This is a genomic window from Paenibacillus litoralis (assembly GCF_046244365.1).
Lineage (GTDB): Bacteria > Bacillota > Bacilli > Paenibacillales > NBRC-103111 > Paenibacillus_V.
Genome location: NZ_CP176395.1, coordinates 7,362,914 through 7,377,624 on the forward strand (window position 1 = coordinate 7,362,914; position 14,711 = coordinate 7,377,624).

Consider the following 14,711-nt stretch of genomic DNA (forward strand, 5'->3'; position numbering starts at 1 on the left):
AGCGCTCATGCGGCGATCGTTTTCCGGTATTCCACCGGAGAGCGGTCGCTAAGTTTTTTCTGGAACCGTTCCTTATTGTAAAAGGCGATGTAGTTGGCAATTAAACGTCGAGCTATCTCTTAACATAACACCGATGTTTGGCCTGGGAGACAGCTTCCCTGCGGCGTTGGTAGCATCCGTCCATATTGTCCGCGCCGGTCGCGGCTTCATCGGAAAACCTCGCAGAACCAACCCCAAATCAAAATCAATTGATTTGGGGTTACCTTTTCCTTCCCGTCTATACGCGGCAAAGCGCGGATCCCGACAATTCAATTGTAACCCGGTATCGCGCCCCTTTATGGATAGCGAAATTTAATCCTGCCACGAAGCAGCTAATCAAGAGCTCGGAACGGAATCTGGTCAACATGAACGGCGGATATATGTTGGCTGCAGGCTTTACGGTAACGAATGCTACACAGGACAGCACCTTTATCGGGACGTCCGAATATGGTTTAGGCGCAAGGGTAATCGTATCAAGATTGAAATGGATTAGCCCAATACGCTTGTAACCGCAGGCGTTAAAGATTTGGTAATCCGCGCTGCTGCGAGATGCCGGGAGGGCGAGCCTATTGCTGCTCGCCCTCGATTTGCTGTACCCGTCCATCCTGAATCCTTCAGCGGAACTCACTCAATCTGTTTCATTTTATTCATCAAATCGCCTACTGCCCCTTTGACACGGGCTTCAACATCAGACGCAAACGGAGCGGGATATCCGAACACATAGCCCGAACTGACACCTTCATACCCGCCTTCTTCGATTTGTATGGCGGTAGGAACGTAACCGACCATCCCGTTGCTGTAACCGAGTGGCAGAATGTGACCGGCAGACCTGTTTTTGATCCATAAACCATAGTCCACCACCATTTCTCCGCTTAACCCCATCAATGCGAATCCTTCCGCCAGCTTCAGAAGCTGCACATCCAACGTGACGGCATCCTTCTTCCCGGACGGCTCGGTATCCATCATATTTTTCCAAACTTGCACGATTTCTTTCCCTTGAGCAGACTCTCCCATATATCTATCCAAGGGAATATCCCGAAACGGCAGCTCCGCTTGCGCGACCCATCCTTCGATCCGGGCCGCTTCCAGCTTTTTCATCGATTTGTTCAAAATGCCCTCTACCGCTTCCGAAAGGATTGCGCCGGCTCTCTGAATATCCTCGTCGTTCCCGCCATAAAATTGACCCTCTCTGATCAAAGAAGGACGAATATCTCCGCAGCAGCCTTGAAGGAAACAACTGACACCATCCCCCATCGACTGATCCAACAGCTCCATAGCGACACCGCAATATTCCGAATTCACTAGGTTGGCTGACGTAGTCGTAGGATGGCAGGTGAAGTGGAACAACAAGCCTTTCGTTCGCCCATCCGCAGTCAAGCATCGGATAACCGTTACTTGGTTGTCATTCGGCCCCTCTTGATTGGGTGCAAAGACGGCCGTACCATCCATGATCTTGCGGCGATTGATGCCGATACCTTCGCAAATGCCGGTTCCCTTCTCCATGGTTACGGCTTCCACATTTTCGTGCGCCTCCGCAATAGCCTGATCCAGCATCTGTTCCAAAAAGCGGATGTACTCCGTTACCATAAGCCCCAATAGCGGACTAAATTGGTCTGTTGTTTGAGGGCCTCCATGCGTGTGGGAAGCGTGAAAAAAAACATATTCCGGATCAATGTTCCATTTGTCTTGTATGTTTCTCTTCAATGCATGTACATGGTCCGAGCCCCACCAGATCAGGTCGGCTTGCACCAGCAGCGCTTTTCGCCGTTCTCCGCCGTCGCTTTCGGGCTGATCGAACAACCAAACCCGCACTGACAATGGCCTGGTAACATCATCGTATACATCCCTTCTATTGGAGTAGCCGGCAAGCGGAACAGGAAAAGGCGGTGTAATATCCGCCTTCGCCGTCCCTAGCTTTATTTTCATGGTTGTCCCTCGCTTCTTTATCGAGAATCGTTTAATATTAGCCTCGGCGCCCCGCCGAAGTGACGCGGGACAAGTTCCAATTGCCCGTTCTCGCCGGATCGCCCGGATCGCCCGCCAACAGCTCCTTGTAGCTGCCGATGACTTTGCGGAACGCCTCCACATATTGATCGATGATCTCCGTCCTGCAATGCTTGAACCACGGAATGCCATAGACGCGGGTGTTCACCTTTTCGCTGACCGGCAGGCTTCCCGGTTCCTCTCTGACGTCGCGCGCGGAATGGGCGATCCGAGTCGGTTTGCCGTGTCCGTAGACGTCCGCTTCATGGAACAGCGGGTGCAGGTGAAGCGGCAGATTGCATCCCGGCGAACAGTCGGCGGCACCTTCCGCCCGAAGCGCTTCGCAGAACCGGGTGATGGACAGTCCTTCCAGCTCTTCGCTCACATAGAAACCATGCGGGCTGTACCAGCCGCCCATCGTGCTGCCCGAATCCTTGTCCGGCCGATGTGCGCGGATTCCCGGCAATCCCTCCAATTGATCCCAGAAATAACTCATCGCCTTGTCGATCTCCGCAATGCGCTGTTCGTAATATTTCAGTTGCACCCTTCCTACAGCCGAGCTCAATTGGTGCATGCGGTACTTGTAGCCCCCGAGCGGCAGTCCGGCGAACGGCTGCAGATCCTCGGTCTGGATGTTGGCGCCGAAACGCTCATAATGGCCGAATACGGCAGCCCGTTCATACAGCTCGCGGTCGTCCGTCACCAAAATGCCGCCTTCCCCGATCGCGAACGACTTGCCGGTCATGAGTGACATGGCGCCGATGTCGCCGATCGTTCCCAGCTTGCGGCCTTTGTACAGCGATCCCTGCGCATGGGAGACGTCCTCGATCACCTTCAGCTTATGCCTCCGGGCAATCTCCATGATCCGATCCATATCGGCAGGATAGCCGATATAATGAACGACGATAATCGCTTTCGTCCGCTCCGTAATACGGTGCTCGATATCGTCGGGGTCGATGCACAGCGTCACCGGGTCTACCTCCGCGAACACGGGCGTTCCGCCGAGCGAATACACCTGAAGCACAGACGCCCAGTAGGTCAGGCTCGGACAGATGACTTCATCGCCCACGCCGATTTGGCACGCGAACATGGCCGCATGGATGGAGGCGGTGCCGGTATTGCACGCCAGCGCGTACTCCTTGTTCAGCCAGGCGGCGAACTCCTTTTCGAACTGCAGCGTGACGTCGGTGCCGGACATGGCTCCCCTGCGGAGCACCTCCAGGGCGGCGGCTTCATCCTCATCCGTAATAATCGGCCATTTGAACATATCCCCACGACCGGACTGCACTGCCGGAGTGCCTCCGAATAAGGCCAATCGTTCGTTCATTTTCATCGTTATCGTCTCCTCTATCCCGTTTCTTACGTCCATCATAAAGGAAGAGATAACCCGTTTCCGGCCAGTAGTTAACCATTTTGTCTCACTTTATAACCTATTCATTTTTTCTCGATTCGGGAGTCGGAGTATTGACATTGCGATATTTCAGCGGCGTCATGCCCTTCTTCTTGAGAAAAACGCGGGAGAACGTCTTGAACGAGCCGTACCCGGACTCCCCGGATACATCGAGAACGCTCATGCGGGTGGAGACGAGCAGGCTGCAGGCCATCTCGATCCGGAGCTCGTGTACGTATTCCGTATAATTCATGCCGGTTATTTTCTTAATCATTTTGCTCAGGTAGGGGGTAGTGACAGCGAATTTCTGCGACAGGCTGCCAAGCGACATGTCCTCCAAATAATGGCTGTTGATATATTGCAGCACTTGCGAGATTTTCGTATTGTTCGATTTGACATTGCCGTACAAGGCCGGTTCGGCCGATGCAGCCGAGCTCTCCGGAGCTTCGCTTCCGCTCTGGCTTCTGGCGATGCAAATGAGAATTTCGATCAGCTTCGAGCGGATGAACGACTGCCTGAACGGACGGTCCGAATCGTAATCGTCGCTTATTTCGCGGAACAGCCGCTCCATGAACGCCGTATGTTCCTCGTTCAATTGAAAGAAAGGGGCGCGATTCTCATCGGAAACGAAGTAGTAAAACCTTCTCATTCCGGAATCAATCTCCGATTCCAGCAAAATATCCACGTCGAACATCAACGTGTATTTGGAATAGGTTTGTCCCTTCTCAACCCTCGATTCATGAATGCGGTGAGGCAGCTTGCAGATGACCGTCCCCCGCGACGCTCTTATCATTTGGCCGTTGACCAGGTCCAGAGCGCTTCCCTGCACGTAGAACGAGAGTTCATAGAACTGATGGTGATGGGGTGGTATCCAAGTTTGCCTCTGAACCGCTCTGCCGATTACGATGGGAAAAGGGAACGTTTCCTGCGTCAAGCTTATGTCGATCATTGGATATTTGCTCAACTGAATCGCGCCTCCAAGGGGACCACGGTATTTACGAACATTGTAGCACAAAACGAAACAGCTTAAATACAGGTTGATTGGACACTCCCGCATTTGTAAGTAGTTTTTGTCTTTTGTTTTGTCAAGAACTTGATCCCATAAAATAAAAAAGCCCCGAAGGGCTTTATCTTAAGTAACCACCATAGGAAGCCAGTTTGCACCATTGTCTGCTGTATTAATCCAACCGATGCGAGTTGCATTAGGGTCAGACGCTTTAAATATGGTTCCTGCTGGCAATTTTGTGCTGTTTGTTGGAGCGGCAGTAGCTTTATAACTGTAAGCAACCTCAATTGCACCAAACAGCGGCGTCGTGATTCTTGAGTTATTATCCAACGTTAACGTCGCTTGACCGGCAGAGTAGTATTGATTAACCCCATTGGCCGATGTAATTTTTGCATTTGTAAATGCTACGTTTGCTTTATAGAACGATACGCCTTTATTACTAACATTAATCGCAGGTCCCAGGTAGAACTCTACATTTTCCACAGTGAAGTCAACACTAGACAGTTGGCTTGGAATTCCAAATGAAATCCCCCCATTACCGGAAAACACAATTCTACTTGTTCCATCTGCATGGCCAATTAAGCGAACTCTACCCACACCACGGGTTTTTGAATTACACAAATAAACGGTTCCGTTTATTTCGTAATCTCCTGACGGTAATCGAATAATGACATCATGAACTAACTCCGTATCGTAAGCTAATTTTGTTAAATTCGCTAAATTAGTCGTGTTTGTTGTGGCATTACCTGTGTTTGTTAACGTGTTATCCTGTGTCTTTTTAGAAAAGTCATTCAATATGAATCGGATAGGTTTTTCAAATCGCCAATTAGATGAATAAGTCACTTCTGTAGCAAAAATACTCTGATCAAGAATGGTGACGCTTTCAGCAGAGAATGTATTCCCCAGCGATAATACATAAGTCGCACCCTTCTTATTATGATTCCATAACCCTGAGATTGTGGTAGAATGACCACCGTCAATTCGTATTAAGTGGTCTGGCGGAGTTGTGGCGTTGCCGATTGATAATGTCATAAATCCATTAATAGTCAACCCTTGTGCAACACGGACTTTCATAATGCGAGTAGAACTTTCAGCACCGCAGCCATTAAGGGCTACACCTCGCGCAATATCAATATAGTACGGATAAGCTACTACACCATTACCCGTGTTATTAATGATGTGATCTGCTGCACATGAGTTGAACGTCATATAGGTTGACTCACCGAACCAGTAACCGAACTCTGTATGGTCTAAAGCATAGCAACTATTTAATGTCACAGAAGTACATACACCTGAATCATTAACCCCGGATCCTGCGATAACAATTCCGCGTGGAGAATAGGCCGTTTGAAGTTGCTCAAGCAATGTCACATAGGTTGCCAGACGAACACAGTCTTTCTTTGCAACATAGAATTGGCATTGGCGAATAGCCATATTCGGGTAATAGGTGTCTGAACCTTTTAGAACATAATTACAGTTTGGAGTTGTTTTGGTTGCCCCACCCCATACCGATAAGTTTTCAAATTTCTTATACAGACCGCCGCCTTTCAATAGAATTGCGGCTTCAATGGTAATATCTGTGCCTAAATCCACTTTAATAGACGTTAAGTTAGCCGTACCGCGAATCGAGATAGGATCTAAGTAAATGCTTCGTGTTGGCGCAGGAATAACTAAACATGCGGAGTCTGTAGGATCATAGGATTTCCAGCGGTACTCTACTACAGGCTTTGGAACAACTAACTCACCACCGCCACGCCCGTGCAGGTAGTTAATAGCAGCCTGAAATGAAGGTCGATCATCGTAGACACCATCACCTTTTGCGCCGAACATCTCTACGGTAACTTCAGAGCAATCCAAGCGAATCCATCGACCGGTAGCAATTCCGGAAACTTGAAAAACTGTACCGCCATTTGCTGGAGATGTACTTGCAGCATCCCAAATAAAGTTACCGCCACCCTTATACGGATTAAGTTCGATAAAAATGTCGGGTGAATGATACCCTTTTACAGCAACACGCATACCATTTTGCTGTGAAATGATGGCCAGCATGTCGGAAATGGAATCAACACAGCGATTATAATCATTAACCTGCTGCTGGGATAACCCGCTTGAATCCAAAATCGCGCTCGCTGGATGGGCTCCAGCCATCTCACGACCTGCCAGCTCGTTATGGGAGATAAGCTCAAGCTTCTTCGCTATTCCTGGGGGAATTTGGCCCTTGTCGTTAGACCCTTCGTATACGTTATCGGTAACCGATAAACCCTCTTTCCCGTAAGCCGTTGACGCTCCCCGGAGTATGCTGCCCGCGGCTAAGGCCGCACCGGCCATGCCGAAGGACGTTAGCAGCTTTCTGCGGCTTATATGGATGCCGGGCTCCTCCGACCGTTTTTCAGTCGAAACAGGATGTGAGCCATTGCCATCACCAACGCCGACATGTGTAATCTCAAGCTCAAGCTGATTTTCAGAGGTTGCACCGGCTAATTTCGCTTTTCCATTTTCCGTTACATTTGCATCTGTCATGATTATCCTCCTCCATCTAAATCAGATTATCCTTTCACAGCTCCCATGGTTGCTCCCTCCATGATCGAGCGCTGCAGAAAAATATACATAAGAACCAAGGGAACCATCGTAATGACAAGTCCTGCGAATAACGTGACCCAATCTGTTCTATATTGCATAATCATGTTTGCCTGGTACATCGCTACCCCGATCGTATACTTCTTGGGATCGCTCAAATAAATAAACGGCCCGAGAAAACTGTTGTACAACCCGAGAAACTTGAAGATCGCCACCGTCACAATACCAGCGGTCGACAACGGCATGATGATCCGGAAAAAAATTTGAAAAATCGACGCCCCGTCAATCGCCGCGCTCTCTTCAAGCTCCTTCGGAAGCGATTGAATAAATCCGGCCAGCATCATTAAATAAAACGCTTTCTCGCTAAAGCTGTCCAGAATGACGAGCCCCGTAAGACTGTTGGTCAAGTGCAAATCCCGCATTAGAATATACTGCGGTACAAGCGCGTTAATCCCCGGCAGAAACAGCGATAGCATGATGAGTCCCCACACCAGCTTTCTCCCGCGAAACTCCAGCCGGGTCAGTACATAAGCGTTAATCGCGGTCAAAAACGTGCCGATCGCCAAACTTGCACCGACATAATAAGCCGTATTCAACATCGCGTGCCCAATGCCGTACGCTTCCCATGCTTTGCGATAATTCGACCATTTCAGCTCACTCGGAAGCTTCCATGCGTCCTGGAAAAATTCCTGGTTCGTTCTGAGCGATTCATAGAACACCCAAATCAACGGAAACAGGATCGTTACCGACCAGATCAGAAGGAGGAGTATCCACCCTGCATCGATGATCGTTCGTCTCTCTCTCACGGCTGCTTCTCCTTCCTAGTATTCGGCATCCCGATTCGCCGTGAATTTGTCGATGATCAGCTTCGCCAGTACAAGAATAACGAACAACAGCATGCCGATCGCCGATGCGTAACCATAATTGCGTGTGCTGTCACCGAACGCGATATCGAACATATAAAGCCCGATTACCTCTGTCGAGCCTGACGGTCCGCCGTTGGTCATAATCAGCACGTTTTCAAAGCCTTTAAATACGCCGAGCACCATGAATATAGCGGAGACACGAATAATCGGCATCATCAGCGGAAACGTGATCCGAAATAACCGGGTCATATGGCTTGCCCCTTCGAGAACCGCCGATTCATACAACGATTTCGGAATCGTGCTCATCGCATTCATGAAAATAACGAAATAGAATCCAACTCCTCCCCAGACAGACGGAGGAATGAGCGCCCACAACGCGGTTTCTTTTTCGCCCAGCCAATACCAATTCCCGACATCAAGTCCGATCAACCGAAGCATGGCATTCAGCAAGCCGAAGCTTCCGTCGTAGATAAAAGCCCATAATAATGAAACGACAACCGTGGAAAGCACATTTGGGAAAAAAAACAGCACTTTCAATCCCGAACTGAACCGATAGCTTTTATTGGACAACAAATAAGCAAGAATCAGCGAAATGAAGATGACAAGCGGTGGAATCGTCAGCATAAACAGCAGATTATGCCACAATGCCCGCCAAACGTAAGAGTCGTGAACAAGCTGCTTGAAATTGTTCAACCCGACAAAAACAGGTTTTTGGATGCCATCCCAATGGAGCAGCGAGTAATACACAGACAGCACATTGGGGTACAGCGTAAACAGAATGTACCCTCCGAGGGCAGGAGTCAAAGCCAGCAAGATAAACAACCGTTTTTGAAACCTGGCTTTCTGCTGCCAACTGCTTCTGTGAAGGGCGGAATCGGCGGCAGGTACCCTTATTTCTTTCATGATGATGTCGCCCCCTCTTGATATTCGCGGAGCGCCGACGCGTTAGCGCTCCGCAGCGTGCTCGAATGTTGCTCGAACGTGTTTGCGTCGACTTATTTCTTCGCCTCAATCGCTTTTTTCAGCAATTCCTCGGCCTCTTTCAACTTCGGCTGCGGGTCCTGCTTGCCGGATGCAATATCATTCAACGCATCCGATATCAACTTTTTCGCATTCAAGGCATCCGGTTCGCTTCGCGTCACGTTTTGCGCTGGGCTTATGCCTCTAAACGGGTTATTCTTCAAATACTGCAGCACAGCTTTCGGCGCATCCTGCAGTTTGTCAACCAACGCCGCATCATTCATGAAATCGACTCGTACCGGAAGCGTTCCTGCTTGCACCAATCGTTGCTGCACGTCCAGATTCCACAGCCAGACGATAAATTCCTTCGCCCACTTCTTATTCAACTCCGGCTTCGCCGCCCAAATATAGTGGCCGCCGCTCACCGTGCTCTGATAAAGCTTCGTGCTTTCCGGCTTATCGCCCATCGGCGCCAGCATGAAGCCCCACTTGAAACCATCCGGGATCGAATCCTTCATTTCGTTCTGCACCCATTCACCGGTCGAGGCTAGCGCGGCTTGCCCTTGCAGCAACTGCATTTGCGATTGCGTATGGGTCAATGCGGCTATTCCGTCCGGAAACGCTTTCTTCTGACCCAGCTCGTAAATACGTTTGTGCAACTCCTGGCTTTCCGGAGACATAAAGTATGGCAAATCATATTTTCGGTAGGTCGTCTCGAACTCCTTCAGGTTCCCGTTGACCTCAGCAAGCTCGAATTGCTTCGCAATGCCAAACGAGAATTGCAAATAGGCCGGATATTTGCCCGGATACGTAATCGGAATCAGTCCTGCTGCCTTGATCGTATCGACAAGCGCTGTGAACTCCTTCCACGTCTTCGGATTTTGGTTCCATCCGTTTTTCTCGAACAGCGTTTTATTGTAGAACAGACCGGTAACACTTTGAGCATAAGGAATCGAGTACATTTTCCCTGAAATGTTACCTGTAGCCTCATAAACGCCCAAGCCCGATTGAAGCTCTTTCAACGTTTTCCCATTGTCGTAAGCTTTATGTTCCCACAGATCATCCTGCGTCTCAATCTTGCCCGCTTTCGCCAAGCTGGGGGCCGTCCCTCCGGGTAAGGAAGTCGAGAAAATATCGAACATGTCGTCATCGTTGCCTGCAGATATTTTCGTACTTGTAATCGTATCGATTTTCGGCGAATACGTCGTGTCGAAACTTACGTTCGGAAACTTCTTCTTGAATGTATCCATCGCATAATCGATCCACTCTCTGCCATTACCGTTTTCAAAATAACCGAACTTCAACGTTACTTTCTGATCTTTCGGAAGTCCGTTTTCGGGGTAAACGTTGGATGGGCTTGCATCCGGCGAGCTGCTGTTTGCCGGCTTGACGCTGCTTGTCGGGTTCGGGTCATTGCTGCCGCAAGCGGTTACAGAAGCAACCAACAACAGGCTAACCGTTGACAACCCCCATTTTTTCATTTTTTGTCTCAATGCGTATTCCTCCCTGACTGTGATTGACTTGCACGAAAAACGTATCACGATCGCCGAAACCGCGTAAATAGACCATTCGGACGCCCTAGACAAAAAGGAACAATCCTCCGTTTGACGAAGGATAGACGTTTTGTCACCGATAGATTTTTTGTCCGTAAGCCCGGATCTGCGCATAAGAAAAGCCTGAACCGTAGGGCACGCCCTAGTCGGTCTCAGGCAATGTCTTCATCTTCCGGTATTGGCCGGGGGTTGTGCCGGTATATTTCTTGAACACGCGAATGAACGTTAACGATTGTTCATAGCCGACGGCTTGGCCGATTTCCTGAATCGTTCCTTCCGTTTCGAGTAATCGTTGCATCGCCTGCTCCATCCGAACGGCGGTTACGTATTCGACAAATTTGACACCAAACGCTTCGCGGAATACCCGGCTCACATATTTGGCGTTCAAGCCAAATTCGTCGCTCAGATGCATAAGTGACAAATCCGGATTATGGTAATTTTCCCTGATGTAACGCTTCACCTGATGGACAAGCTGATGCGTGGACTTGCTTTCTCGAAGCTCGCTCATCCGTTCATAAGCTTCCTGCAGAATGATACGGAACTCCCCATAAATCTCATCCAGCGTTTCTTTCCGCTCCAGTGCCGCCTGCAGCTTGTCATGCGTGAATTCCTGCCATACTTGATGCAATTCCTCCGGTAGTTCGGCCATCTCCTTCTGCAAATGCCCGATCAGTACGTTCATCAGACCGGCCAAATCTTCGTACGCATACAGTTGATCCCGTATACCTTCGTACATTTCCTCGTAATACGTCTCCCACTTCTTTTCCCCCGCACGAAACGATTGGCTGATGGAGCGAATGCACTGCAGCTGTCTGAACAATTCGCCTTTCGGTTTGGAGATGACGTGAGCCGGTTCGATGATGCGGTTATAGCCAAGCGACGATTTGAAGCCTGTGGCGGCAACCGCTTCGCGGAACGATTGGGAGACGCGATCCATATCTTCGACATGGCAGCCGATGCCGATCGTAACGGTAAAATCGAGATTTTCCTCTACCCATTGACGAAGCCCCTCGCAAAAATCGGCCGTTTCCCGCTCTGCTTTTTCCTGCCTGCTGTATATGACCAAAATCGCCATCCGACAACGATCGATCCATTCGGTCCATACCGTATAAGGCTTCGTTTCCGCCATTTCCTGCACAACCTTGCTCAGCACATGCTTCAACAAATGCTGATCGTTCTTATACTGGCGTTCGAACTCCGCATAATGGTCGATTTCCGCCAAGGCAACGGCCGTTTCCGTCACGGGGAAGACAACTCCCATTTGCTCCAGCTCTGCCAGCCCGGTCTTCGGCCGAGTACCCGCCGCCCCCTCCATCATGCTCAGAAACAAATAACGTTTGCGGTACACCATATTTTTCTGATGCTGCTCCTGGAGCATATTCGATTCATCAAGCAAACCTTCTATGGCCGATTCGATAAGCTGGAACTCGTCTACTTTGCCCGTCCGTGCGTCTTCGGCTGAAGCCGGCCGAACATTCGAGATGCGGTTCATGAGCGATCGAATCGGTTTGTAATTTCGCCTCGACACATAGATCAGCCATGCCAAACCGGCAAGCACGATGAAACAACCGAGCGCCATCCATATATAAAACAGGGAAGAAACGAATTCGGCGAACACTTCTCCGTGATTCCCGCTTCTGAACGTCCAACCGGTTAGTTCGGAATGCGCCTCGGACAGCGTTTTGCTGCGAAAACCTTTCGCCGGCTCCAGTCCGGTACCCGTGCTGCCGCCCCCATCCGTAGATACAACGAGCCGTCCCGCCCGGTCACGCACCTCCATGAAGGTCGTTTGTGTGTACACCATACTTTGCATAAGCAAGCGCAACCGCTCCGGCCGGATATTGACGACCATCGTGCTGTAATCAGACAGATTAGCGATTTTCGCCAAGCTGATAATTTTCTCCTCCGGCTTGGAAGCATCTTGCTCGGGTTGCGGATAACTTCTTAACGTCCAGGCGTATGGTGTCTTGGTGCTGACGGTGAGACCGAGGTACTGCCTATCGGCGAACGTATCCAGTTTCGTTATCATGAATGGGGTCAATACGGTCTGATCGGCTAGCCGGTACAAATAGATCGAGTCGATCAGCGGATTGTTCGCCGTCAGTTCCTTAATGGCGCTTGCTGCTTGTACGTCCGCATATTGGCGTTCATCCTTAGGCTGTTCGGCATAAAAAAGCTGCAATCGCCCATTGGACTGAATTTCCTTCAACATCAACGAATCGATTCCTGCCAGCGCATCGTCTATCAGTTGCATCACATTATGCGAAAGCGCCTCGTTGGCTTTGTTCGCCGATCGCTTGGACATCTCGCTGATCGTCAAATACGTCATCAACAACAGACTCAGGCAAATAATAAAAAATACCGGCAAATAGGAGAGCAGCAGTCTGTAAAACCAATTTTTCCGCATCGAATCACCTGTCATTTCCTACTGTTCGGGCTTTTGCCCGGTTTGTCTATATTATCCAAGCAAATGCATGCCCTGTAAAGCAACCGAATTAGCGCTTCCTTTCAGCGGCAAAAACGATTACCATGTGAGTAACCACCAAATCTTGATGGAGGCATGGATATGAAAAGGATCCGAATCGGAGTCGTCGTTATCGCGGTTCTGTTCCTCGCAGCCGTCTATTTCGTGCTTCATGGCGGGTGGGCGAGTGAGAGAGGAGCCGGGACGAAAAAAGAAGACTCTTCCACAAGCAGGCTTACCTTGCGTTTCTTTGTTGGTGGACCGCCTGCATCACATTTACCTGAACCGGATATGGATTTCGTCAAACAAACGATTGAGAATAAGTTTAACGTCAATCTGGAAGTTACCGTCATGCCGCCAGGCGATGATTATACCGCCTCCATAGCCGCCAGGCTGGCCGCAAACAATCCTCCGGACATGTGGCTGAACATCAGCCCCGATGGCGGCGCCAAATATACGCTTGACAACGTGCTGGCGGATATGACCTATTATGTCAATCCATCGACGATGCCGAACTATTTCAAATACTGGATGTCGGAGAAGGAGCTGCGCGAATATCAGGTGCACAACAAATTTGCCCGTGCGCCGATCCCCTACGACCGCAAATCGTACCGCGCTTATTATATTCGCAAGGACTGGCTGGAACGGCTTGGTCTCGGTATTCCGCAAACGTACGAGGAGTACCTGAATGCATTAAGGGCGTTTACGTTCCGCGACCCTGACGGCAACGGCTTCGCCGATACGTACGGCTTCACAACGGCCGGCAACGGGACGAGCATCTCGCTGGAATGGCCGGAATATATCCGGAACGGACTGCTTTATCCAGCTTATTACGAGGAAGGCAAACTCGTCGACATGCAGACGGATATTCGCGTCGGGCAGACCGTTACCGATATCGCGAAGGTGATCAACGAAGGATTGGTCGACCCGGATTGGTTTATGAACTCGCCCAAACAGCAGTTGAATAAGGCCATCCAAGGCAAGGCGGGGGTCGTATTGGGAGATTCGGCTGATTTCGCCCTCGATTCGAATCCGAACAGCTTGCAGACGAGAAGCCGCTCCATCGACCCGTCTGCCGAATGGGTGCCGTTTAACCCGTTCGGCAACACACCGCTTCGCGTAGCGGTGTCTGCAGGATACCCGTTCGTCTTCTCCAACAATACGGCAGGCGCAGAGCCAAATAAATTAATGAAGACGGCGAGCATTCTTGACTGGCTATCCGGCGAGGAAGGCTTCCTGCTGACGCATTACGGCGTCGAAGGCAAACATTATACGCGGGAGGGTAACCGGATTACGCTCCTTCCAGCAGAAATCGTGAAGAATGAGAAAGCTCATGGAGATTTTCTGAAAATATGGAGTTTCTTCACGCCGGACGCACCCGAAGTTCTCGGACTTACCGTTATCGATCCGCGGTTGACCGAGCGGGACAAAACGATTATTCAGGCACTGGCTACAATACCGACCCATGAAGGCGTCGGCACAACCTTGACCCCGCCGTTCACGGTGAATGTTGAAACGATGCGAGCCAGACAAAACGAACTTCAGTTGAAAATGCTCTTCTCGGAGAAATCCGGAGAGCGTTGGCCCGCATATCGTCAGGAATTGATGACATTGTATAACGGGGATGTCATTATGAAGCATTACGTTGATAAAATCAAGGCATCGCAGCTGAAAAAATGATGCTCCATCTATAGCGCTACGAGGCTGCGGGAAAAACTACTTTCTCCTTTTTACCGATCTGTGTCGCTCGACGTCTCGCATGATTTTCTCAAGCTTGTCCTTTGATGAAGGAAAGGCGTTTTCGCCAATCGCGAAAAGGAGCCCTGGTAGGCTCCTTTTCTTTAACGTCCCTATTCCCGGCCAGCAGCCGGCA

General features: G+C 50.0%; 10 protein-coding genes. 1 reads left to right on the forward strand and 9 read right to left on the reverse strand.

Features of this window, described 5'->3' with window-relative positions:
- Positions 1 to 5: 5 nt before the first annotated feature.
- From ACKGJP_RS31090 to ACKGJP_RS31130, 9 genes are all read right to left on the reverse strand, one after another.
- On the reverse strand, positions 6 to 116 hold the full coding sequence (locus ACKGJP_RS31090) for an IS3 family transposase (protein ID WP_409347299.1): 111 nt from the start codon (positions 114 to 116) through the stop codon (positions 6 to 8).
- 547 nt (positions 117 to 663) lie between these two features.
- A complete protein-coding gene (locus ACKGJP_RS31095) occupies positions 664 to 1,965 on the reverse strand; it encodes a neutral/alkaline non-lysosomal ceramidase N-terminal domain-containing protein (protein WP_409342625.1) in 1,302 nt (433 codons plus the stop codon).
- A 37-nt stretch (positions 1,966 to 2,002) separates the two neighbouring features.
- Positions 2,003 to 3,355: a DegT/DnrJ/EryC1/StrS family aminotransferase gene (locus ACKGJP_RS31100; protein WP_409342626.1), complete on the reverse strand. Its 1,353-nt coding sequence runs from the start codon at positions 3,353 to 3,355 to the stop codon at positions 2,003 to 2,005.
- Between the two features lie 97 nt (positions 3,356 to 3,452).
- Complete coding sequence (locus ACKGJP_RS31105; protein ID WP_409342627.1) at positions 3,453 to 4,376, reverse strand: AraC family transcriptional regulator; 924 nt, start codon at positions 4,374 to 4,376, stop codon at positions 3,453 to 3,455.
- A gap of 168 nt (positions 4,377 to 4,544) precedes the next feature.
- Positions 4,545 to 6,938, reverse strand: a complete 2,394-nt coding sequence (locus tag ACKGJP_RS31110) for a hypothetical protein (protein ID WP_409342628.1) — start codon at positions 6,936 to 6,938, stop codon at positions 4,545 to 4,547.
- 26 nt (positions 6,939 to 6,964) lie between these two features.
- Positions 6,965 to 7,801, reverse strand: coding sequence for a carbohydrate ABC transporter permease (locus tag ACKGJP_RS31115; protein ID WP_409342629.1), 837 nt, complete (start codon positions 7,799 to 7,801; stop codon positions 6,965 to 6,967).
- Between the two features lie 15 nt (positions 7,802 to 7,816).
- A complete protein-coding gene (locus tag ACKGJP_RS31120; RefSeq protein WP_409342630.1) occupies positions 7,817 to 8,764 on the reverse strand; it encodes a carbohydrate ABC transporter permease in 948 nt (315 codons plus the stop codon).
- Between the two features lie 92 nt (positions 8,765 to 8,856).
- A complete protein-coding gene (locus ACKGJP_RS31125) occupies positions 8,857 to 10,314 on the reverse strand; it encodes an ABC transporter substrate-binding protein (RefSeq protein ID WP_409342631.1) in 1,458 nt (485 codons plus the stop codon).
- Positions 10,315 to 10,516: 202 nt separating this feature from the next.
- Positions 10,517 to 12,781 carry a helix-turn-helix domain-containing protein gene (locus tag ACKGJP_RS31130; protein WP_409342632.1) on the reverse strand — a complete coding sequence of 755 codons (2,265 nt, stop codon included), beginning with the start codon at positions 12,779 to 12,781 and terminating at the stop codon, positions 10,517 to 10,519.
- Positions 12,782 to 12,940: 159 nt separating this feature from the next.
- Between ACKGJP_RS31130 and ACKGJP_RS31135 the strand changes: the two genes are divergently transcribed.
- Positions 12,941 to 14,518 carry an extracellular solute-binding protein gene (locus tag ACKGJP_RS31135; protein WP_409342633.1) on the forward strand — a complete coding sequence of 526 codons (1,578 nt, stop codon included), beginning with the start codon at positions 12,941 to 12,943 and terminating at the stop codon, positions 14,516 to 14,518.
- The last annotated feature ends 193 nt before the right edge of the window (positions 14,519 to 14,711 follow it).

Bases quoted from the DNA above. Each gene is read 5' to 3' on its own strand.
- ACKGJP_RS31095 (WP_409342625.1), bottom strand. From the start codon at position 1,965: ATGAAAATAAAGCTAGGGACGGCGAAGGCGGATATTACACCGCCTTTT.
- ACKGJP_RS31135 (WP_409342633.1), top strand. From the start codon at position 12,941: ATGAAAAGGATCCGAATCGGAGTCGTCGTTATCGCGGTTCTGTTCCTC.
- ACKGJP_RS31100 (WP_409342626.1), bottom strand. From the start codon at position 3,355: ATGAAAATGAACGAACGATTGGCCTTATTCGGAGGCACTCCGGCAGTG.
- ACKGJP_RS31120 (WP_409342630.1), bottom strand. From the start codon at position 8,764: ATGAAAGAAATAAGGGTACCTGCCGCCGATTCCGCCCTTCACAGAAGC.
- ACKGJP_RS31110 (WP_409342628.1), bottom strand. From the start codon at position 6,938: ATGACAGATGCAAATGTAACGGAAAATGGAAAAGCGAAATTAGCCGGT.
- ACKGJP_RS31130 (WP_409342632.1), bottom strand. From the start codon at position 12,781: ATGCGGAAAAATTGGTTTTACAGACTGCTGCTCTCCTATTTGCCGGTA.